A 20,147-nucleotide genomic window follows, 5' to 3' on the forward strand; every position below is an offset into this window, starting at 1 on the left:
GAGAACGCCGATGCCGCTTTGGCATGTCGCCGGGCGGATCCGCTTTCCCATCATGACACAGGTTCTGGCCGATGCGGCCGGGGCCCAAGACCACGGGAATGCGCATGACTGCTATCACTCTTCACTCGTCCGTTCACGGACCCTCCGACGCGCCGGTGCTGCTGCTGCTCAACAGCCTTGGCGCCACGGAAGCCATGTGGCAGGGCCAGCTTGGGCTGCTCAGCGCCCATTACCGCGTCATCACCTGCGACACGCGCGGCCACGGCCAGAGCCCGGCGCCGGAAGGCCCCTACCAGTTTGCCGATTTCGTCGCCGATGCGATTGGCGTGCTGGATGCGCATGGGGTGGAAAAGGCGTCGGTGATGGGGCTCTCGCTTGGCGGCATGACGGCGCTGGGGCTTGGGCTGCACCACCCGGACCGGATCGAGCGCATCGTCTGCTGCGCCGCGCGCGCCGATGCGCCGCCGCCCTTCGTGCAAAGCTGGCATGACCGGCTGGCCAAGCTCGACGCTGGCGGGGTCGAGGCCGTGTGGGAGGGCACCGTCGGCTTCTGGCTCAGCGAAGAGACTCGCGCCAACCATCCCGACCGCGAGGCGGCGCTGCGCGACAGCTTCCTGCACACCTCGGCGACGGGCTATCGCGGCTGCGCCCATGCGCTGATGCAGCTCGATTACCTGCGCCATCTGGGACAGATGAGCGTGCCCGCGCTGTTCGTCTCCGGCGAACATGATGGCGGCGCCACGCCAGCCACGATGGAAGCCATGGCTGCGGCCTGCCCGGGGGCGGAATACACCTGCGTCGCAGGGGCCAAGCATGTGATCAACGTCGACCGGCCGCAGGAATTCATGCTCGCGATCAGCGGCTTCCTCGGTCTGGACGCGGAGTGATCGCAATGCGCCTTTGCCGATCCGACGCTATGGTTGATGCCGCGCCGGATCGCCTTTGGGCGCAAAAGGCAGGCGGGCGTGTCGATTGATCGGGCAGATGCTGCAGATCCTCGGGCCGGTCGGCATCCTCGTGCTGATCGGCTACGCGATGGGGCGCGGGGCGGGCGGGCTCGATACCCGCACGCTCAGCACCGTCGTGGTGCTGGTCGCGGCGCCCGCGCTGATCTTCAGCAGCCTGACCTCGTTGCAGCTGGACCCTTCGGCGGTGCTGGGAATGTCCGGCGCGGCAGCAGTGTGCCTTGCGATTTCGGCGGCGTTGTCGGCGGCGATCCTGCTGCTGGCGGGCGGATCTTTGCGCAGCTTTCTGCCGGCGCTGATGATGCCCAATTCGGGCAACATGGGGCTGCCGTTGGTGCTGCTGACCTTCGGCGAGGCGGGCGGAGAGTTGGCGGTTGCCTATTTCGTCGTCGTCGCGCTGGCGCAGCACTCCATCGGCATGGCGATCTATGCGGGCAGTTTTCGACTGGGCGTCTTGCTGCGCCAGCCGCTGATCTACGCGGTGATCGCGGTGGTGGTCGTTCTGGTGACGGGGGTCGAGGTGCCAATCGTGCTGGCCCGCACCGCCGAGATGACCGGCGGCATGATGGTTCCGGCGATGCTGCTGCTGCTGGGCACGTCGCTGGCGCGGCTGCGGGTCGCCGACCTGCGTTCGGCGCTGATCCTTGCCGTTGGCAGGCTTGGGGTCGGGCTGGTGTCGGCGATCTGCGTGATCTGGCTGCTGGGGTTGCAGGGGGTTCCGGCAGGGGTCGTGTTCCTGATGGCGACGATGCCGACGGCGATCGTGATCCATGTGTTCGCGGAACGTTTCGGGCGCGATCCCGAACGGGTGGTCGGTGTGGTGGTGGTGTCGACGCTGCTGACCTTCGCCTGTCTGCCGGTGTTGACCTGGATCGCGTTGACGCTCGCGGGGAGGGGGCTGTGATGGTGATCGCGATCACAAGAATTGGTCAACCAAATGGGTTGGATGTTGTAGAGAGAATGGAAATTAATAGCCTGATATAAAACGATAAAAACAATGATCAACAGGGTTGGTTCATTTTGGTTGTGAACTGAGAATGGCTGACCAAAGTTGATCAGGCCGGTGACGGACCAAGCGGTCCTCAGCAGGCTGCGCGGATTGGAGGATCCGCGCGCGGGAGAGGAACCCGCGTCATCACTAGGGAGGAAACAAAATGGTTAAGACAAACAACTCGCTGACCCGCCGGGCGCTTCTGGCGCAAGGGGCAAGCGTCGGTGGCCTTGCCGCCATGAGCATCACCATCCCCGGCGCGGCACTGGCGCAAAGCTTTCCGCGCCGGCCGATCACGCTGGTGGTGATGTATTCCGCCGGCGGCGGCACCGATTCCATCATGCGCAAGCTGGCCGACGAGATGGCCCGCGCCCAGGGCTGGACCATCACCGTGGTCAACAAGCCCGGCGCGGTCGGCGGTGTGGCGACGCAATACGTCTCGGCGGCGCGGCCCGATGGCTACACGCTGCTGGGCGCGGCCAATTACAACCGCTTCGTGCGGGTGCTGGGCCACGCGGATTTCGTGCCTTGGCAGGACTGGCTGCCGATGAAGGCCGCCGACGCCCCCGCCAGCTGGTCGGTGCGCGCGGATTCCCCCTTCCAGTCGATGGAAGAGGTGATCGAAGAAGCCAAGGCCAACCCCGGCAAGCTGACGATCTCGACCTCGGGCACCGGCGGTGTCTGGCACGAGGTGTCGCTGATCATCGCCAATATGGCGGGGATCGAGATGAAATACGTTCCCTACAAGGGCGGCAAGCCCGCCACGCTGGCCGGGCTTCAGGGCGAGACCGACATCGCCGGGGGCGGTCTGCACGAACATATCGACCTGATCCGCAGCGGCGAGATGCGCAACCTGTGCCATGCCAGCTCGGCTGACGTGACGCTGAAGGATGGCCGGGTGCTGCCCTCGATCGGGGGCATCCTGCCCGAGACGCAAAAGATCCTGCCCGTGGGCGCCACCTACAACTTCATGGTGCCGCGCGCGCTGCCGCCCGAAGTCTTGCAGCAGCTCGTCGATGCCTTCCGCGCGGCGGCGACCTCGGATGGGTTCAAGGAGATGATGGCGCAGAATTTCTTCCAGCCCGGCCTGCTTGTCGGCGAAGAAGCCGACCGCCAGGGCGCGCTGATGGAAGCGATGACCGCAGACATCTTCAACAAGAACAAGGACGCCATCGGCGCCGATATCCGCACCGCCGAGGAACTTGGCCTTCCGGCGCCCGAGGATTTCGACAGCTGGTGGCCGCCGCAGGGCTACGTCGCTCCGCCGATCAGCTGATCGCATGCCTGCCCGGGCGGCGCGATCGCGGCCCGGGCCCACACCCTGCCCCTGAACTCTCCAGCCGACGGCTGGCACCGGAGGTGCCATCATGACTTCACCTGTTTCCGAAGATATCAAATTCGAAGGCGAGGACGCGAACGCGGGTCTTGCCGCGCCAGTGCTCGACCTGATCGCGGCCGGCGCGCTGCTGCTGACGGCGGTGGTCGTGATGATCGCATCGCTGCGCCTGCCAGTGCCGGGCTCGGCGCTGACCGCGCCGGGGTTGCTGCCCTTCGTGGCCGGTGCGTCGCTTGCGGTCATGGCGCTGATCCTCGGGAACTCCGCCCTGCAGCGCCGCAAGGACGGGAGTGCCGGTGAACTGCTGCTGGGCGACGTCACCGAACATGTCCGGATGCTGGCGTTGGCGGCAATGGTCGGGGCCTATATCCTCGGGCTGCAATTCCTCGCCTTTCAGGTCTTCTTCAGCATCGCGGGTGCGCCCTTCGTGCTGTCGGCCTTCGAGCCGGTGAGTTTCATCGCGCTGACCGGGATCATGCACGTGTTCTGGCGCGGCCCGCTCTGGGCCAAGGCCGCCATCGCCCTGTTCTGGACCATCGCACTGTCGGTGGTCTTTCAGAAATTGTTTCACATTCCGCTGCCGGGAGGGTTCTGAGCCATGCTGGACGCATTCATCCAACTTCTGTCGCCGACCTTGCTGGTGATGACGCTGGCGGGGGTGTCGCTGGGCATCATCTGGGGCGCGCTGCCGGGGCTGTCGACGACCATGGCGATGGGCCTTCTGATCGGCCTGTCGGCGGGAATGCCGCAGGAACTGGCGATCTGCTTCATGATCGGGGTCTATACCGGGTCGGTGTTCGGGGGGGCGATCTCGGCCATCCTGATCAACATTCCCGGCACCCCCGACGCGGTGCCCACCATGATCGAAGGTCACCAGTTGGCGCAACGCGGCGAGGGCGGCCAAGCGCTTGGCATGTCGATCACCGCGTCGTTCATGGGCGGCACGCTGGGCATCGTCCTGCTGATCCTGTTCATTCCGCTGATCCTGAGCTTTGCGCTGAACTTCCGCTCGTGGGAGATGTTCTGGCTGGCGGTGATCGGCATCATGGTGTCGGGGTCGATGGCCTCGGGGGAAATGCCGCTCAAGGGCTGGATCGCGGGCTGGATCGGCATGCTGGTCGCGCTGGTCGGGCTGGATGAGATCCACGCCGTGCCGCGCTTCACCTTCGACAGCTACCTGCTGTTCGACGGCATCAGCTACGTCGCCATCCTGATCGGCCTGTTCGGCTTTACCGAGATCCTGCGCACCCTGCCGTCGCGCTCGGCGCCGACGATCCCCAGCACGGTGGGCCGGGTGCTGCCGACCATGGGCAAGCTGATGCGCTATGCTCCGGCCGCGACGCGCTCGGGCATTCTCGGGGCGCTGATCGGGGCGGTGCCGGGGGCGGGGGCCAACGTGGCATCGTTCCTCGCCTATGACATCGGCCGCCGCCGCGCCTCGCCCGAGGAACAGGCGAAATGGGGCAAGGGCAGCTATCAGGCGCTGGTCTGCGCCGAGACATCCAACAACGCCAATATTGGCGGCTCGATGTTGCCGACCCTGGCGCTTGGCATTCCGGGCAACGCCGCCGCCGCCGCGCTGCTGGCCGCGCTGACGCTCAAGAATGTCAGCGTCGGGCCGACCATCCAGATCGACCACCCCGGCCTGATCTATTTCATTTACGGCGCGCTGTTGCTGGCCAACCTGATGATGTTCGGCGCCGCCTTTGCGCTGATCAAGCCCTGCGTCAAGCTGTTCAGCCTGCCGCGCGGCGTGCTGATGCCGCTGATCATCCCGGTCTGCGTGATCGGCGCCTGGTCGGTCAAGCTGTCGATGTTCGATGTCTGGGTGATGTTCGGCGCCGGGCTGTTCGGCGTTGCGCTCAGCGTGTTCCGCTTTCCGGTCGCGCCGATCGTGCTGGGGGTGATCCTTGCCCCGCTTGCCGACGAGAACCTGCGCCGCGCGCTGCTGGTGTTCGAGGACAAGTCCATCGGCTTCATCCTGTCGCAGTGGATCGGCACGGTGCTGATGGCCGCGGTGCTGTTCGTCATCGCCGAAGGAATCCTGCGTGGGCTGCGCGCCCGCCGCCAGAAGACCGCCCCCGTGGCGGCGGAATAAACAAGAAGGATTGGTCAAAGATGAAGACTGAGAAAAAACAGGTTGGCCTTGCGATCGTGGGATGCGGCACCATCGGGCGTATCCGGGCAGAGCTGGCGCGTGACTTTCCCGGCATCGGCTGGATCGGGCTGTGTGACATCAAATCCGACATCGGCCGCAAGCTGGCCGACGACGTGGACGCGGATTTCTACACCGACGATTACCGCGAATTGCTGAACCGCCCCGAAGTCACCGCGACGATCATCGCCACGGATGAGAACTTTCACTTCGATCCCACCATGCTGGCCATCGAAAACGGCCACGCGCTGTTCATCGAAAAGCCGCTGGCCACCGATGCGCGCCAGTCGGCCCAGATCCTTGCCGCCATCGAGGCAAACGGCATCGACGCGGTGGTCGGCTACACCCAGCGCTTTCGCCGCCGGTTCCTTGCGATCAAGGAGCGGCTGATTACCGGCCAGATTGGCGAGGTGCATTCCGTCGTCACCCGCGCCTTCATGAACCGCATGGTGCCCATCGCCACCACCCGGCGCACGCAGGATCGCGCGACGCTGACGCCGATGGTGGTGTCGGGCACGCATAGCCTTGATATGTCGATGTGGCTGATGGAGGGCAAGAAACCCGTCTCGGTCTTTGCGCAATCCTGCGACAAGGTGCTGAGCGCCCATGGCACCAAGGACAGCACCTTCGGCGTGTTCACCATGGATGACGGCACCATCTGGTCGATGAACATCAGCTGGGCGCTGCCCGAGGTCTGGCCCGGCGCGGTCTACGGCATCGAGATCGGCATCGTCGGCACCGAGGGCGTCATCGACATCGAAGACACCCACCGCGATCTGGTCATGGCCACCAACGTGGCGCAGGGCGGTGGCTATGTGCCCGACGGCTATGTCGCCCCGGCGCGGCATGTCGATTTCCTGACCTCCTACCCGCCGGGTGATCTGCATGACGGCCAGCTTTGGGGGCCGATGCGCGAGGAAACCAACAGCTGGTTCCAGCGGGTCTATGCCGGGGCCCGCACGCCCCATGCCACCGCCGCCGATGGCCATCGCAACCTGATGATGACCATGGCGATGGATCTGTCGGCCAAGCGCGGCGTGCCCGTTGCGCTGCCGGTCGATCCCGCCGAGCTGATGCAGGAGCTGGTCGGATGAGCAAACCGCATCGCATCATCTTTGGCGGCTATCAGGGGCCCAATTCGGTTCATACCCGCGGCGCCGGGTATTTCGCAGCGGCGCTGCACCGCCTGACCGACGGCGAGGCCGAGATCCTGCTGCGCCCCGATATCACCCAGGGCGGGCACAAGGCTGCCGACCTGTTGCCCATGGTCGAAGCTGGCGAGATCCACGGCTGTTATTTCTCGTCGAGCTACATGTCCGGGCGGGTGCCGTCGCTGACGCTGTTTGACATGCCCTTTGCCGCCCCGGCCCGGGACGATCTGTTTGCCCGGCTCGACGGCGCGCTTGGCGATTGGATCGCCGCCGATGTCGCCGCAAGGACCGGCTTCGAGGTGATGGGCTACTGGGACAACGGGCTGCGCCATATCTCGGCCAGGCGCAAGCTGGCGACACCGGACGATTGCGCCGGGCTCAGCCTGCGCACCCTTGCCAGCGACGATCACCAGCGGGTGTTCCGCGCGCTCGGCTTCGATCCTCGGGTGATCGACGTCAAGGATCTGGTCGTGGCGGTTGCCTCGGGCGAGGTCGATGCGCAGGAAAACCCGCTGACCAACATCTACAATTTCGGGCTGCATGACGCCCAGCCCGAGATCACCCTGACCGGCCACCTGCAAGGGGTGGCGCCGGTCTGGTTCCATCGCGACACCGTGGCGGGCTGGCCGGACGATCTGCGCCGCGCCGTGCGCGCCGCGCTGCGCGAGGCCAGCGACGCACAGCGCGGTTACGCGCTTTCCGACGACACCGCCTGCGCCAAAAGCCTGCGGGCGGCGGGCGCACGTCTGCACAGCCTGACCGACAGCCAGTCCTCTGCGTTCCGCGATGCGGTTTCGGCACAGAACGCGCAAACCCGGGCCCGGATCGACCCCGGCGCCCTTCAACTTTTCGAGCAGCCTCAGGAGATCACGGCATGATGCACGACAGTCCTGTTTCCAACGAGCAGTCCTCGGTGCATGGCGCGCCGCTGACGCATCGTGACCGTCTGCGCAGCCCCGAGACGCTGACCCTCGCCGCCCTGCTGATCGCTTCCGCCTTGTCGCTGCTGTTTCTCGGCGCGCTGGTGGCCGAGCCCAAGGCACTGTTCGGCCGATCGCTGTCGGCGATCCCGCCAAGCCTGTTTCCGATGCTGGTGCTGAGCGCGCTGGTGGTGCTGAGCGCGATTGCGCTGATCCTGCAACTGCGCGGCATGGTCCCGGACGAAGGCATCCCGATGAGCGCGCAGCAATGGGCCCGCGCCGCGGCGCTGTTCGGCATCATGCTGCTGTACGCGCTGATCATGACCTCGGTCGGGTTCCTGATCTCGACCATCATCGCGGTCTCGCTGATCTCGCTCCTGATGGGCGCAAGATCGGTCCTGCAGATCGCGGCGGTGGCGATCACCGGCCCGGTTCTGCTGTACCTTGCATCGACCCGCCTGCTGGCGGTGTCGCTGCCCGAACTTGACGTGATCGAATCGATCTACGCCGCCATTCCGGGGCTTTGACACGCGCATGCCCTTGATTTCCCTGACCGATAACACCGCCAAGAGGCTCGCATGCTAGATCAATTCACCGAAGGTTTCGCGATGGCCATGCGCCTCGACACCGTCGCGCTCATGAGTTTCGGCCTGTTTGCTGGCATGCTGGTCGGCGCGCTGCCAGGCTTTACCACGCTGATGGCGATGGCCATCCTGCTGCCGATTTCGTTCTTCCTTGAACCGGTCGTCGGCATCCCGTTCCTGCTGGGCATCTACAAGGGCGGCATCTTTGGCGGCAGCGTTCCGGCCATCCTGATTTCGATGCCGGGCACTGGCGCCTCGGTGGCCACATCCCGAGACGGCTACAAGCTGACGCAGAAGGGCCAGTCCCGCAAGGCGCTGGACATGGCGCTGGTGTCCTCGGTGTTCGGCGACACCGCCAGCGACATCTTCACCATCGCGATGATCTTTCCCATCGCCTTTCTGGTCATGCAGTTCGGCCCGCCAGAGTTGTTCGCCGTGCTGCTCATGAGCCTTGTCGTCATCGCCGCAACCTCCGGCTCCAACCCGGTCAAGAGCCTGATGATGATCATGCTGGGGCTGTGGCTGTCGTTCATCGGCACCGACCCGCTGGGCGGGGTCGAACGCTTTACCTTCGGCCTGTTCGACCTGAAATCCGGGATTCCGCTGCTGCCGATGCTGATCGGCGTGTTTGCCCTGCCCGAAGTGGCCTCGGTGGTGATCCGCAACGAAAAGGCCCGCAAGCTGTCCTCGCTGGTGGGCGAGCGGCTGAAGTGGCCCGAACTGCGCCGCTGCATCCCCACCATCGGCCGCTCGACGGTGATCGGCACCATGATTGGCATCGTGCCGGGCCTTGGTCAGATCGTCGCGGCGATGATGGGCTATTCTGCGGCCAAGAACGCCTCCAAGCACCCCGAAACCTTTGGCGAGGGCGAACTGGAAGGCGTCGCCGCCGCCGAAGCCGCCAACAACGCGGTGAACGGGCCGACCATGGTGCCGCTGCTGACGCTGGGCATTCCGGGCGACAACGTCACCGCAATCCTGCTGGGCGCCTTTGTGGCGCAGGGTCTGCGCCCCGGCCCGCAGCTGTTCGAGGAACAGGGCGCCACGGTCTTCGCCATCCTCGTGGCGATGGTGATCGCCAACCTGCTGTTCCTCGTCATCGGCTACCTGTCGATCCCGTTCTTTTCGCGGCTGGTGACGATCCGGACATCGGTGCTTATTCCGCTGGTGATCATGTTCGCCTTTGCCGGCACCTATGTGTACCGCTCGGACCCCGTCGATCTGCTGATGCTGGTGGGTTTCGGCATCTTCGGCATCATCGCCCGCTCGGCGAAATTCGATGTGATGCCGATGGTGATGGGCTTCATCCTCGGGCCGTCGATGGAATACGCCTTTGGCCAGACCATGGCCATGTCGGGCGGCGACACCGTTGGCTTTTTCATGACCGAACGCATCGGCGCGCTCTGCGTGCTGGTCGTGACACCGGTGATCGGCTTCCTGCTCTGGAAGCGGCTCAACGCGCGCACCGTGCCGGCCTGACCGGGTCGGCGCAGACATCAATCACACAAGGGAGGAACCTTACGATGATGAAGACAGCTTTCAAGGCGACGCTGACGGCCTTTGCGCTGGCGGCAACGGCGCTTGCCGCAGCCACCGGCAGCGCCGTGGCGGAATACCCGGAAAAGCCGGTGACGATGGTGATCCCGCTGGGGGCGGGCGGCTCGCACGATCTGAACGCGCGGGTGATCACCTCGATCCTGCCGACCTACCTCAACCAGCCGGTGATCGTGCAGCTGACCCCGGGCGCCGGCGGTCAGAAGGGCACGCAAGAGGTGGCCCGCGCCAAGGCCGACGGCTACAAGCTGCTGTTCACGCACAACTACATCGACATGCTGCAGCAATATGTCGAAAACCTGCCCTACGATCCGATGGCCGATTTCGTGCCCATCGCGCGGGTCAACTTTGCGCCCACCTCGGTGATCGTGCGCGCCGACAGCCCCTATGAGACCTTCGAAGATCTGGTCGCCGACGCCAAGGCCCACCCGGGCGACGTACAGATGGCGCATTCGGGCAACTGGGGCGCCTTCTTCGTGCCGGCGGCGCAGATGATGCAGAAGCTGAATATATCGCTGAACCTCGTGCCCTATCAGGGCGGTGGCCCCGCCCTGCAGGCGCTTCTTTCGGGCGATGCCGATGTGACCATGGCCTTCCCGTCCGCCTTGGGCGAAATGCTCCGCGCGGGCGAGATCCGCGTGCTGGCGACCGCTGGCGAAGAGCGGATCTATGACGACGTGCCGACCTTTTCCGAAGTGGGCGTCGATGGCGACATCGGCTTCATGCACCGCTTTGTGCTGGCGCCCGCGGGCACCCCGCAAGAGGCGATCGACACGCTGTCCGAAGCGTTCAGCAAGATGTTCGAAGACCCGACCTTTGCCAAGCTGATGGCGCGGCTGGGGGAAAGCGTCGATCCGATGTCCGGCCCTGACTATCAGGCGCTGCGCGAAGGCCAGGCCACGGCCTATCAGGAGCTGGTGTCCGATCTGACCGCCTCGCAATAAGTCCGGGTCTGGCGCTTGCGCCACGATCTGGAACCCGGCAATGCGCCTCGTCCGGGGCGCATTGTCTTTTTTGTGCTCTGCCTGCGCGATGGCGCGAAACATCCGGGGCAACGGTTGATCACATCGGGGCCGGCATGGCACATCAGGGAACACACAGGCGAAACGGCGGGGCGGGATGAGCGACAAGATTGTGACGCGAACGCGCAGCTGGATCGTGAACTCGGGCTTGTCCGAGGGCGACCGCCTGCCGCCCGAACGCAGCCTGTGCACCGAGCTGGGCGTCACCCGCTCCGAGCTGCGCAAATCCCTGCTGCTGCTTGAGTCCGAAGGCCTTCTGACCCGCCATGTCGGGCGCGGCACCTATCTTGCGCGGCTGCCCAAGGGCGCCGGAAGCGCGGGCATCGAAGCGGCGATTGCCGCGCTCTCGGAATCCACCGGCCCGATCGAGGCGATGGCCGCCCGCCTTGCGCTGGAGCCCGAAACAGCGGCGCTGGCCGCCCTGCACGCAACCCCGGCGCAGATGCGCGAGCTGCGCCGCCTGTGTCAGGCGATGCCGGTGGCCAGCAGCTGGGCAAGTTACGAAAATCTTGACAGCCGCTTCCACGAAACCATCGCCGAGGCGTCCGGCAACGCGCTGTTGCAGGCGATGCACCGCATCCTGAACGGCGTGCGGCTGGTGGTGGTCTGGCGCCGGCTCGAAACCCCTGACCGGGGGCCCGAGAGCGATTACCATTCCTTTGCCGAACACGATGCGATCCTTGCCGCGATCGAACGGCGCAAGCCTGACGAGGCGCGCTCTGCCATGCTGCGCCATATTAATTCGACGCTGAACACCATGATGGCGCGGCGTGATCGTGATTTCTCATACCGGCCATCAGATTAACTTTCTTTCGGCAACGCTCTGAACTGCCTATGTTTTCCGCAACCTATCCATGGGAGGAAAACAGGATGCGACAGGTCGAAGTAGCGGTCATCGGGACCGGGTGGTGCGGCGGCATGCGCGCGGAATCGCTGGCAAAATCGGCGTTGGTCGACAAGCTGCACATTTGCGAGATCAAGCCCGAGCGGCTGGCCGAGGTCAAGGCGCTGACCAATCCGGCCTCTGCCACCGACAATTATCACGAGATCGTCGCCAATGACGCCATCGAAGTGGTCTATATCTCGACCACGCCAGAGCCGACCCATTACCCCATCGCGCGCGATTGCCTGAAGGCGGGCAAGCATGTGTTGCTGGAAAAGCCCATCGCGATGGACCTGTCCGAAGCCGATGATCTGATCAACATCGCGCGCAGCAAAGGGGTCAAGTTCACCATCGGCTATTCGCAGCGCTTCAACCCCAAGATCGCCTATGCCCGCAAGGCGATTGCCGAGGGCAAGCTGGGCAAGATCGTCAACGTGATGGTCTCGCGGCATTTGTCGCGCAGCCTTGGCTCGCGCATCGCCAACCGGGTCAAGCTGTCTCCGGCGGCTATGGAAAGCACCCATGACCTTGATTTCGTGTTCTGGCTGCTGGCCCCGGCGAAGCCCGAAAAGATCTATTCTCAGGGGGCTTATGGCTTCATGAAAGAGCTCAACGGCTCGTATGATTGCATGTGGAACACCGTCAACATGAGCGACGGCAGCCTTGTGGTGGTTGGCGGCGGCTGGAACTTGCCGCCAAGCTATCCCAACTATTGCTCCACCTGGATCGAGATCACCGGCACCGAAGGCTCGCTGGTGCTGGATGACACGGCGCGTGATCACTGGCTGAATACGGTCGAGGGTGGCACGCAATTCCCCATGTCCACCATGCCGGGCGAACATGTCGATCACATGTATGCCGGGCAGATGGGGCCGGAAACGCTGCATTTCCTTGAATCGGTGCTGCTGGATCGCCCGCCGCTGGTGGCGCCGGAACATGCGCGCATGGTGATGGAAACCTATCTTGGCGCCGATGTGTCGGCGGCAACCGGCGAGGTCGTCCGCCTGCCGCTGTCCAACAGCGCCATGGCGACGCTGGCGGATCTGAAGGCGGCGCAATGACCGCTTGCGGCGTGATCGGGCTGGGGCAGATGGGGCGGGGCATTGCGCGCCGCCTTGATGCCGCCGGGATGCTTGTCGCCGCACGCGATGCGGTGCCCGGCGCGGTTGCCGCTGCCGGGCTGTCGGGCGGCGTGCAGGATGACTGCGCCGCGGCGGATGTGCTGCTGTTCGTGGTGCCCTCCACGGCGCAGGTGGCGGCGGCGCTGGACGGCATGGCGCTGCGCGAGGGTACCGTCATCGTCGATCTGACCACCTCTGCCCCCGAGGCCAGCTCCCGGCTTGCACAGGATCTGGCGGCGCGCGGCTGTGCCTATGTCGATGCGGCGATGACCGGCGGTGCGGCGGGCGCCGATGCGGGCGCGCTGACGCTGATGCTGGGCGGCGAGGCCGAGGTCATCGCCCGCATCGCGCCGGTGCTGGCGCAGATTTCCACGCAGCGCTTCCACATGGGGCCGGTGGGGGCGGGGCACGCCATGAAACTGGTGCACAACCTGATCCTGCACAGCGCCTTTATGGCCACCTGCGAAGGGCTGACGCTGGCGCAAAAGGCCGGGCTGAATGTGGATCGCGCGGTCGAGGTGCTCAACGCTGGCAATGCCCGCAGTTTTGTCACCGAGGTGCGCTTTCCCCGCGACATCCTCAGCGGGACAATGAGCGCGCGCTCGCGCATCGCTAATCTGGAAAAGGATCTGGGGCTGGCCAGCCATTTTGCCGACGGGCTGGGCGGCCCGGCCAGCTACACGCGCCTGACCCATGCCATTCTGGCCCGCGCGGTGGCCAACGGTGATGGCGAGACGGATTTCTCGCATCTGTTCGCCATGAGCGATGCGCTCGACAAGGACATCGCCAATGGCTGAACCGGCGATCGGACTCTTTGGCCTTGGGCTGATCGGCTCTGCCGTGGCGGGGCGCTTGCTGGCGGCGGGCTATGCGCTGCGCGGCTGCGACCCGGACGCGGCGCGCGGCTTGGATCTGGAGCGCGCGGGCGGCACGGTCTGCACCGCGCCCGAGGTCTGGCAGGCGGATGTGGTGTTTTCCTGCGTCTTTGACACCGACCAGCTGGAAAGGCTGATCGACGCCGCGCCGCAGGCAGGCTGTACCCTCGTGTCGCTCAGCACTTGCGATCCGGACCGGATGCAGGGCCTCGCGGACAAGGCCGCGCAGAAGGGCATCACCCTGATCGAAATGCCGGTTTCCGGCACCTCGCGCGCGCTGGCAAATGGCAGCGCGCTGCTGCTGATCGCGGGATGCAAGGACACCGCCGCGCGGATCGACCCGATCCTGAGCGCGATCTGCGCCAACCGCCTGCACGTGGGCGGCATCGGCAATGGCAACCGTGCCAAGCTGGCGATCAATCTGGTGCTGGGCCTCAATCGCGCGGCGCTGGCCGAGGGCATGGTCTTTGCCAATGCCCTTGGCCTGTCCTCGCAGGAATTTCTCGACATGGCCCGCGTCTCGGCCGCGCGCTCCGAGGTGATGGACGCCAAGGGCCCGCTGATGGTCGCCCGCGATTTCACGCCGCAAGGGCGCATCGCGCAATCGCTAAAGGATTTCACCCTGATCGCCGAGCGCGGCGCTGCGCGGGGGCAGGGGTTGCCCTTTGCCAATCGCTATCTCGAGATGATGCGCGATGCAGTGGCGCGGGGCGAAGGCGATCTCGACAATGCGGCCGTGCTACTGCCAATTGAACGGGCACGCCCCTGACACCGGAGAAAACATGATCGATCTATATACCTGGACCACGCCCAACGGGCGCAAGGTCTCCATCCTGCTCGAAGAGCTTGGCGTGCCCTACAGGATCAAGCCGATCGACATCTCGAAGGGCGAGCAATTCGATCCGGCGTTTCTTGCCATCGCGCCCAACAACCGCATTCCCGCGATTGTCGATCACGACACCGGGGTGCATCTGATGGAGACCGGCGCGATCATGCTGTATCTCGCCCAGAAATACGACCGCTTCACCGTCAAGGGCAATGAATACTGGCATATGGTCGAATGGCTGATGTGGCAGATGGGCGGGCTGGGGCCGATGCTTGGGCAGGTGCATCACTTCGTGAAGTACAACCAAGGCAAGTCGGCCTATGCCGAAGAGCGCTATCTGAACGAGGCAAAGCGGCTGTACAAGGTGCTCGACACCCGTCTTGAGGGGCGCGATTACGTCGCCGGGGACGGGCGCGGCGACTACACCATCGCCGACATGGCCATGTGGCCATGGATTTCGCGCCATGACTGGCAGCAGATCGATCTGGCGGATTATCCCAATCTGCGCGCCTGGTACCAGCGGCTGCGCGCGCGGCCCGCAGTGCAGGCCGGCTATCACCTGCCCAAAAAGGTCAATGACATCCCCGAGGGATGACGACAGGGCCGCGCCCGGTCGCGATAAAGTCGGGCGCGGCAAGCGCCGCGCCCGTGATGTCTGTGCTGCTGCCCGGCGACCTCAGTCGGTGGCCGACCTGCGGCATTGGCTGCGGGGCACGTCCCCCGCGAGCGATCACCCGTCGTAAGTGCCGCGGGCGGGGTAGTCGTTTGCCAGTGCGTAGGGCGCCTTTGACAGCAGGAATTCCAGATCGGGCCGGGGCCAGGGCATGTTGGCGATATCCACAAGGTACAGCCGCCCGTCGGGCCGCACCCAGAACAGGCCCGGTTCGGCAAAGATCTCCTGTTCGCTTGGCTTGAACGCCTTGGAGACCCACAGCCCCCAGTCCCGCGCCATCTGCGGCGTCAGCCCATAGGCCACACGCAGCCCGTCAAGCGCCCATTCGCGGTGGGATTGGGTGGCAAGATCCTCGTCGTTCATCGACACCGCGACGATGCTGAACCCGGCGTCTTCGAAGCGCTCGCGCAGCGCGGCCAGTTGGGTCAGGTAGCTTTTGCACATCGGGCAGTGGTGGCCGCGATAGACCACGATCATGGTAAAGGCCTCGGGGGCCTCCTGATCCAGCTCGAAGCGCCCGCCGCCGACAAGCGGAAGCGACAGCGGCGGGGTCGGTTGGTCGGGGGCAAGTTTGTGGCTCATGGCTCAGCTTTCCTTGGCGCGCAGGCTTTCGAACGAGACCATCGCCCCCTTCCGATAGGCTGCACGGGTTTGCAGTCGGTCGTAATAGGTTTCGAGCGCCGGTAGGGCCGGGCGCTCGAATGCCAGTGTGAAATAGCGGAACAAGCTGGTGCCCACAACGATATCACCCAGACTAAGAGTATCGCCGACCAGAAAGTCGCGCCCGTCAAGGTGACGATCCAGCAGAGAATAGGCCTCGTTCAGCCGGGCGGCGGCGGCGTCGCGAAGCCCGGCGTCGCGCTCGGCCAGGGGCAGGCGCACGGTCTGGTAGAACAGCGTCGTCAGCTGCGGCAGCGGGCGGTTCTGGAACCACTCCATCCACATGTCCGCCTGCGCGATCTGCGCCGGGTTCGCGCCTTCGATGCCGCCGGGGGAATAGCGCCGCGCAAGATAACGCAGGATGGCGTTGGATTCCCAAAGCACCAGATCGCCGTCGATCAGCACCGGCACCAGCCGGTTGGGGTTGAGCGCGGCGAATTCGTCGGTTTGAAGCCCGCCAAAGGCCCCGCCCAGCTCCTCATGCGCGTGGTCCTGTCCCAGTTCCAGCAGCAGCCAGCGCACCTTTTGCACGTTGATCGAGGTTTTCCGCCCGATCAGCGTCAGGCCGGGCGCGTTGCGCGTGGGATCAGACATCGGCCAGCTTGACGGCCTGCCCGGTTTCCGACGAGCGTTCGATGGCTTCGAGCACCTCGATATTGTGCACCATCTCGCGCGGGGTGATCGGATAGGGCGCCTCGCCCATGGCGGCCCGCGCAAAGGCTTCGAGGTTGGCGGTCACGCTGTCTTCCCAGTCAAAGCTCTGCTGCTGCAGATCCTTGCCGGTCTGCGCGGTCAGCACCCGCACCTTGCCGTCCGGCGTATCGGGGTGGCTGTCGTTGAGCACCTCGACCCATTTGTCGGTGCCGAACACATGCATGCGGATGAAATGCGGCGTTTTCAGAACCGCGCTGAAAGTGGCGGTCATGCCGGCCTCGAATTTCATCTGCACGGTGACGACATCACCGGTTTCCCAGCCAAGAGCGCGGTCGGCGGTAAAGGCGTGCAGGCTTTCGACCGGGCCGAAGAACGAGATCATCAGGTCCGACAGGTGGATGCCCATGGCGGTCATGCCCGCCGCCGGGCACACGGCCTTTTTGGTACGCCAGTCATCGGCGGGAACGTTGCTCAGCTTGTCATGGCTGAACGCCGCTTCGGCGTGCATCACCGTTCCAAGATCGCCCTTTTCGAGCAGCTCGCGCAGCATCAGCATCGCGGGCTCGTAGCGCCGCTCGTGGCCGATGCCCAGCTGCACGCCGGCGTCTTCGCAGGCCTTCATGGAATTGCGCGCGCTTTGCGCCGTCAGCCCCAGCGGTTTTTCGCAGAACACATGTTTGCCCGCCGCCGCCACCCTGCAGATCTGCTCTTCGTGCAGGGTGTTGGGGGTGGTCAGGATCACCGCATCGATATCGCTGCGCGCCAGCGCCGCGTCGAAATCCTCCCAGACCTCAAGGCCAAGCTTCTGGATCTGCGGATGATTGGCGGTCGCGGGCTCGATGATCCCGGCGATCTTCAGCCAAGGGTGGTCTTGCAGACGGGTGGTGATGTGTTTGCCCCACCAGCCGAAACCCGCCACGGCAACCGTGAACTGCTTGCTCGTCATTTCCATCGTCTCCTCCGGGTCGCTTGACGCGACCTCCCATCGATTCATCTACTTTTGAACCGACCCTAGCGGGCGATGTGGCACAATCGCAATTGATCTATGTCGATGTTATGTATCAGGAAACCTGATATGCATCGCAATAAAATGCGCGCAGGCGATGGCCGGTCCAAAGGCCACCGCCTGCGCGCGCTTGGCGCATCAATGCGCGGTGTGCGGCGGGGTCAGGCGCATCTCGTCGGGGATGGGCAGCGGCGCGTTCGGCCCATCGATGAATTCGACGGTGGTAAAGATCAGCTCGGTGTCGCCGATGTTCTCGACGGCATGCAGCATCTCGTCGCCTTCGCCATAGTCGAAATGCCGGGTCTCGCCCTTGAAATGCTCGACATCGCGGATCTCTCCCGAGGAAAAATACCCCCGCGCCTTGCCCGGCACCATCGCCGTCCAGAAATAGCGGTTCACGTGGCGGTGGAAGCCGCAGCGCTTGCCCGGCGCGATATGCAGGTGCCACACCCGCATTCCCGGCGTTTCAGAGACCAGCACCGAGCCGACGCAGCCGTTGTCGCGGCTTTGCAGCATTTCTTCGTAAAGGCCTTCGGGCCAATGGGCAAAGGCCGCCGGATCGGGGTTCATCTCGACATGGTCGGGGCCGTGCAGTTGGGTGTCGCTCATTTTGTGTCCTCCTTAATTTGCGGGTTCGCGGATGGCGGCCAGCGCGTCCAGATCGGCGCGCATCTGCACGGCGACATCGGCGGGCAGCGGGCGCAGGGGCGGGGCCATGCGCAGCCAGGCATCATCGCCGCTGCGCCAAGCCTCGGCGGTCTTCATCGCGGCCATCATCGGGTATTTTCCGGCGCTGGCGCGCGCCTCTCGGACCCGGTCCATCGCGGCGTCACGCTCGGCGCCCTCGGGGGCACGGCGCGCGGCCTGCACCAGATTGGCGAAGATATTGGTCGAGCCAGAGATGATCCCGGCAGAGCCGATGTCCAGCCCCTGCCACAGGAACGCCTCGGACGAAGGGTAGACATCGAAATTCTCGGCCACGCCGCCGGTTGCCTCGATGAAGGCGCGCGATTGTTCGAAATCACCGCTGCTGTCCTTGAGCCCGGCAATCACCGGCCCGAAGGCGGCGCGTAGACGGTTCACCAGATCGGTCGACAGCGGCACCTGCGACATCTGCGGGAAATGGTACAGGTAGATGCGCAGATCGTCGCGCCCGATGCTTTCCACCAGATCGGCGTAATAGGCGAACAGCCCGTCATCACTGGGGTTTTTGTAGTAGTAGGGCGGCAGAACCAGCACGTTGGTATAGCCGGCCTCGACGCAGGCCCGCGTCAGCGCCTGACAATCGCGGGCCGAGGGCGCGCCGGTGCCAAAGATCACCCGTTCAGGCGCGATACCGGCGGCGGCGAATTGTTCGGGCAGGGCCAGCCGGTCGGCCATGGCAACGGATGTGCCTTCGCCGGTGGTGCCGGTGGGCGCGACGCCGTCGCAGCCGCCATCGCTCAGCAGGTGCTGGCAATAGGCGGTCAGCCGGGCGTGATCGAGACTGCCATCGGCGTGGAACGGCGAGATGGCAGCGGCGTAGATGCCTCTGATGGCTTTGGTCATGGAAGTATCCTGTCTGATCGGATTTGGTGTCACTTGTCGCCGCCCGAGGTGGTCTTGTGCATCGAGACCACCACCTTGAGCGCATCGTCGATGCGTTCGGCGGCGTATTTCAGCGCGGTCGGAAGCTCATCCATCGGGAAGGTGTGGCTGTGCACCAGCCCGGCGTCAAAGCGGCGCTCGGCCATGAAGGCCATGGCCCGGTGCGTGGCGGACCGGCCCTCGCCGCGAATGCCGTAAAGGTAGATATTGTTGACCGCCAGCGCGCCCAGATCGAAATTGACCGCCGATTTGGGGAAGGCCGCAAGGCAGATGCGCCCGCCGCGATTGGTCATGTGCACGGATTGGTTCACCGTGGTCTCGTTGCCGGCGCAATCGACGACGTAATCGGCGCCCTTGCCGGTCAGCTCCTTGACCCGCGCGACCGCGTCTTCGTTTTTCGGATTGATGATGTAATCGGCGCCCAGCTTGCGGCCGATCTCGTTGCGGCTGTCGCGCGTGCCGATCAGGATCACCGGTGACGCCCCGAGCGATTTCGCCACCGCCACCGCCAGAAGCCCGATCGGCCCCGGGCCGATCACCACGACGCTTTCCCCCGCCACGAGCCCGCCCAGTTCGGTCATCCCGTACATCGAGGTGCCCGCCGTCACCACCAGCGTCGCCTCTTCGTCGGACATCGCGTCGGGCACGGGGATCATGGTGTTGACGTTGTTCACCACATATTGCGCAAAGCCGCCGTCGGTGGTGAAGCCGTTGGCGCGGTGGCCCTTGTCGTGATCGCCGTAGTTCTGGCCGTAGTTGTGGCACGAGGTATACATGCCCATCCGGCAGCGCTTGCACTGCCCGCAGCCGGCGTGAACCTCGACCGTCACGCGATCGCCCACGGCGAACTGATCGACGCCCGGCCCAAGCGCGGCGACCGTGCCCATGTATTCATGGCCGGGGGTGAAGTTCTTGTTGAAGGGCTTGCCGCCTTCGATCATCGCCGGGGTGCCGTATTGCAGGATCTCCAGATCGGTGGCGCAGATGGCGACCGCATCGACCCGCACCAGCACCTCGGCCCGGCCGGGCGTGGGCACGGGTTTGTCGCGCAGGGTCAGCTCGCCCGGATCGCCAAGCACCCAGGCCTGCATGGTTTCGGGCACCTGTTCCCCAAGGCCCGCCGTTCGTGTCTTGGCGCTATGGGCGTTCTGGTTACGGGAAAGATCGTCGGGCATGGTCTTCTC

General features: G+C 65.0%; 21 protein-coding genes. 15 read left to right on the plus strand and 6 right to left on the minus strand.

Annotated features, from left to right (window positions below; genetic code table 11):
* Nucleotides 1-104: 104 nt before the first annotated feature.
* The 15 genes from Q4543_RS06650 to Q4543_RS06720 all read left to right on the plus strand — a co-directional run bounded on the left by Q4543_RS06650 (nucleotide 105) and on the right by Q4543_RS06720 (nucleotide 14,978).
* Nucleotides 105-887, plus strand: a complete 783-nt coding sequence (locus Q4543_RS06650; protein WP_303437015.1) for an alpha/beta fold hydrolase — start codon at nucleotides 105-107, stop codon at nucleotides 885-887.
* Between the two features lie 97 nt (nucleotides 888-984).
* Complete coding sequence (locus Q4543_RS06655) at nucleotides 985-1,869, plus strand: AEC family transporter (protein ID WP_303437016.1); 885 nt, start codon at nucleotides 985-987, stop codon at nucleotides 1,867-1,869.
* Between the two features lie 250 nt (nucleotides 1,870-2,119).
* Entirely contained in the window at nucleotides 2,120-3,232 is a 1,113-nt protein-coding gene (locus tag Q4543_RS06660; protein WP_303437017.1) for a tripartite tricarboxylate transporter substrate binding protein, read from the plus strand.
* Nucleotides 3,233-3,323: 91 nt separating this feature from the next.
* Nucleotides 3,324-3,887, plus strand: a complete 564-nt coding sequence (locus tag Q4543_RS06665; RefSeq protein ID WP_216001794.1) for a tripartite tricarboxylate transporter TctB family protein — start codon at nucleotides 3,324-3,326, stop codon at nucleotides 3,885-3,887.
* A gap of 3 nt (nucleotides 3,888-3,890) precedes the next feature.
* The gene (locus Q4543_RS06670) at nucleotides 3,891-5,390 is read left to right on the plus strand and encodes a tripartite tricarboxylate transporter permease (protein ID WP_216001793.1); all 1,500 of its coding nucleotides are present in this window, start codon (nucleotides 3,891-3,893) and stop codon (nucleotides 5,388-5,390) included.
* A gap of 20 nt (nucleotides 5,391-5,410) precedes the next feature.
* A complete protein-coding gene (locus Q4543_RS06675; RefSeq protein ID WP_216001792.1) occupies nucleotides 5,411-6,541 on the plus strand; it encodes a Gfo/Idh/MocA family protein in 1,131 nt (376 codons plus the stop codon).
* Nucleotides 6,538-7,476, plus strand: a complete 939-nt coding sequence (locus Q4543_RS06680) for a TRAP transporter substrate-binding protein (protein ID WP_303437019.1) — start codon at nucleotides 6,538-6,540, stop codon at nucleotides 7,474-7,476. The genes Q4543_RS06675 and Q4543_RS06680 overlap by 4 nt, the downstream gene beginning before the upstream one ends.
* The gene (locus Q4543_RS06685; RefSeq protein ID WP_216001790.1) at nucleotides 7,473-8,045 is read left to right on the plus strand and encodes a tripartite tricarboxylate transporter TctB family protein; all 573 of its coding nucleotides are present in this window, start codon (nucleotides 7,473-7,475) and stop codon (nucleotides 8,043-8,045) included. The genes Q4543_RS06680 and Q4543_RS06685 overlap by 4 nt, the downstream gene beginning before the upstream one ends.
* A 51-nt stretch (nucleotides 8,046-8,096) precedes the next feature.
* Entirely contained in the window at nucleotides 8,097-9,581 is a 1,485-nt protein-coding gene (locus Q4543_RS06690; RefSeq protein ID WP_216001789.1) for a tripartite tricarboxylate transporter permease, read from the plus strand.
* Between the two features lie 44 nt (nucleotides 9,582-9,625).
* Nucleotides 9,626-10,600, plus strand: coding sequence for a tripartite tricarboxylate transporter substrate binding protein (locus tag Q4543_RS06695; RefSeq protein ID WP_303437020.1), 975 nt, complete (start codon nucleotides 9,626-9,628; stop codon nucleotides 10,598-10,600).
* A 175-nt stretch (nucleotides 10,601-10,775) separates the two neighbouring features.
* On the plus strand, nucleotides 10,776-11,483 hold the full coding sequence (locus tag Q4543_RS06700; RefSeq protein WP_216001787.1) for a FadR/GntR family transcriptional regulator: 708 nt from the start codon (nucleotides 10,776-10,778) through the stop codon (nucleotides 11,481-11,483).
* Between the two features lie 65 nt (nucleotides 11,484-11,548).
* Complete coding sequence (locus tag Q4543_RS06705) at nucleotides 11,549-12,622, plus strand: Gfo/Idh/MocA family protein (protein WP_216001786.1); 1,074 nt, start codon at nucleotides 11,549-11,551, stop codon at nucleotides 12,620-12,622.
* On the plus strand, nucleotides 12,619-13,479 hold the full coding sequence (locus Q4543_RS06710) for an NAD(P)-dependent oxidoreductase (protein ID WP_303437021.1): 861 nt from the start codon (nucleotides 12,619-12,621) through the stop codon (nucleotides 13,477-13,479). The genes Q4543_RS06705 and Q4543_RS06710 overlap by 4 nt, the downstream gene beginning before the upstream one ends.
* Nucleotides 13,472-14,326, plus strand: a complete 855-nt coding sequence (locus Q4543_RS06715; protein WP_303437022.1) for an NAD(P)-dependent oxidoreductase — start codon at nucleotides 13,472-13,474, stop codon at nucleotides 14,324-14,326. The genes Q4543_RS06710 and Q4543_RS06715 overlap by 8 nt, the downstream gene beginning before the upstream one ends.
* Nucleotides 14,327-14,339: 13 nt before the next feature.
* Complete coding sequence (locus Q4543_RS06720) at nucleotides 14,340-14,978, plus strand: glutathione S-transferase family protein (RefSeq protein ID WP_303437024.1); 639 nt, start codon at nucleotides 14,340-14,342, stop codon at nucleotides 14,976-14,978.
* Nucleotides 14,979-15,113: 135 nt separating this feature from the next.
* Here the strand turns inward: Q4543_RS06720 and Q4543_RS06725 are convergent, their stop codons facing one another.
* From Q4543_RS06725 to Q4543_RS06750, 6 genes are all read right to left on the minus strand, one after another.
* On the minus strand, nucleotides 15,114-15,638 hold the full coding sequence (locus Q4543_RS06725) for a redoxin domain-containing protein (protein ID WP_303437025.1): 525 nt from the start codon (nucleotides 15,636-15,638) through the stop codon (nucleotides 15,114-15,116).
* 3 nt (nucleotides 15,639-15,641) lie between these two features.
* Entirely contained in the window at nucleotides 15,642-16,310 is a 669-nt protein-coding gene (locus Q4543_RS06730) for a glutathione S-transferase family protein (RefSeq protein ID WP_303437026.1), read from the minus strand.
* Nucleotides 16,303-17,316, minus strand: coding sequence for a Gfo/Idh/MocA family protein (locus Q4543_RS06735; protein ID WP_303437028.1), 1,014 nt, complete (start codon nucleotides 17,314-17,316; stop codon nucleotides 16,303-16,305). Before Q4543_RS06735 ends, Q4543_RS06730 begins: the two co-directional genes overlap by 8 nt.
* 198 nt (nucleotides 17,317-17,514) lie before the next feature.
* Nucleotides 17,515-17,985: a hypothetical protein gene (locus tag Q4543_RS06740; RefSeq protein WP_303437030.1), complete on the minus strand. Its 471-nt coding sequence runs from the start codon at nucleotides 17,983-17,985 to the stop codon at nucleotides 17,515-17,517.
* A 12-nt stretch (nucleotides 17,986-17,997) separates the two neighbouring features.
* Nucleotides 17,998-18,924, minus strand: coding sequence for a dihydrodipicolinate synthase family protein (locus Q4543_RS06745; protein WP_303437031.1), 927 nt, complete (start codon nucleotides 18,922-18,924; stop codon nucleotides 17,998-18,000).
* 29 nt (nucleotides 18,925-18,953) lie between these two features.
* Nucleotides 18,954-20,138, minus strand: coding sequence for a zinc-binding dehydrogenase (locus Q4543_RS06750; protein ID WP_303437032.1), 1,185 nt, complete (start codon nucleotides 20,136-20,138; stop codon nucleotides 18,954-18,956).
* Between the last annotated feature and the right edge of the window lie 9 nt (nucleotides 20,139-20,147).

It is taken from the genome of Salipiger sp. 1_MG-2023 (genome assembly GCF_030547555.1).
GTDB lineage: Bacteria > Pseudomonadota > Alphaproteobacteria > Rhodobacterales > Rhodobacteraceae > Salipiger.

Excerpts from the sequence above, each read along its gene's own strand:
- Q4543_RS06690 (WP_216001789.1), top strand. The coding sequence starts at position 8,097 with ATGCTAGATCAATTCACCGAAGGTTTCGCGATGGCCATGCGCCTCGAC.
- Q4543_RS06730 (WP_303437026.1), bottom strand. The coding sequence starts at position 16,310 with ATGTCTGATCCCACGCGCAACGCGCCCGGCCTGACGCTGATCGGGCGG.
- Q4543_RS06665 (WP_216001794.1), top strand. The coding sequence starts at position 3,324 with ATGACTTCACCTGTTTCCGAAGATATCAAATTCGAAGGCGAGGACGCG.
- Q4543_RS06745 (WP_303437031.1), bottom strand. The coding sequence starts at position 18,924 with ATGACCAAAGCCATCAGAGGCATCTACGCCGCTGCCATCTCGCCGTTC.
- Q4543_RS06670 (WP_216001793.1), top strand. The coding sequence starts at position 3,891 with ATGCTGGACGCATTCATCCAACTTCTGTCGCCGACCTTGCTGGTGATG.
- Q4543_RS06685 (WP_216001790.1), top strand. The coding sequence starts at position 7,473 with ATGATGCACGACAGTCCTGTTTCCAACGAGCAGTCCTCGGTGCATGGC.
- Q4543_RS06720 (WP_303437024.1), top strand. The coding sequence starts at position 14,340 with ATGATCGATCTATATACCTGGACCACGCCCAACGGGCGCAAGGTCTCC.
- Q4543_RS06675 (WP_216001792.1), top strand. The coding sequence starts at position 5,411 with ATGAAGACTGAGAAAAAACAGGTTGGCCTTGCGATCGTGGGATGCGGC.
- Q4543_RS06715 (WP_303437022.1), top strand. The coding sequence starts at position 13,472 with ATGGCTGAACCGGCGATCGGACTCTTTGGCCTTGGGCTGATCGGCTCT.
- Q4543_RS06710 (WP_303437021.1), top strand. The coding sequence starts at position 12,619 with ATGACCGCTTGCGGCGTGATCGGGCTGGGGCAGATGGGGCGGGGCATT.
- Q4543_RS06740 (WP_303437030.1), bottom strand. The coding sequence starts at position 17,985 with ATGAGCGACACCCAACTGCACGGCCCCGACCATGTCGAGATGAACCCC.
- Q4543_RS06700 (WP_216001787.1), top strand. The coding sequence starts at position 10,776 with ATGAGCGACAAGATTGTGACGCGAACGCGCAGCTGGATCGTGAACTCG.
- Q4543_RS06750 (WP_303437032.1), bottom strand. The coding sequence starts at position 20,138 with ATGCCCGACGATCTTTCCCGTAACCAGAACGCCCATAGCGCCAAGACA.
- Q4543_RS06735 (WP_303437028.1), bottom strand. The coding sequence starts at position 17,316 with ATGACGAGCAAGCAGTTCACGGTTGCCGTGGCGGGTTTCGGCTGGTGG.
- Q4543_RS06650 (WP_303437015.1), top strand. The coding sequence starts at position 105 with ATGACTGCTATCACTCTTCACTCGTCCGTTCACGGACCCTCCGACGCG.
- Q4543_RS06655 (WP_303437016.1), top strand. The coding sequence starts at position 985 with ATGCTGCAGATCCTCGGGCCGGTCGGCATCCTCGTGCTGATCGGCTAC.
- Q4543_RS06725 (WP_303437025.1), bottom strand. The coding sequence starts at position 15,638 with ATGAGCCACAAACTTGCCCCCGACCAACCGACCCCGCCGCTGTCGCTT.
- Q4543_RS06660 (WP_303437017.1), top strand. The coding sequence starts at position 2,120 with ATGGTTAAGACAAACAACTCGCTGACCCGCCGGGCGCTTCTGGCGCAA.
- Q4543_RS06705 (WP_216001786.1), top strand. The coding sequence starts at position 11,549 with ATGCGACAGGTCGAAGTAGCGGTCATCGGGACCGGGTGGTGCGGCGGC.
- Q4543_RS06695 (WP_303437020.1), top strand. The coding sequence starts at position 9,626 with ATGATGAAGACAGCTTTCAAGGCGACGCTGACGGCCTTTGCGCTGGCG.
- Q4543_RS06680 (WP_303437019.1), top strand. The coding sequence starts at position 6,538 with ATGAGCAAACCGCATCGCATCATCTTTGGCGGCTATCAGGGGCCCAAT.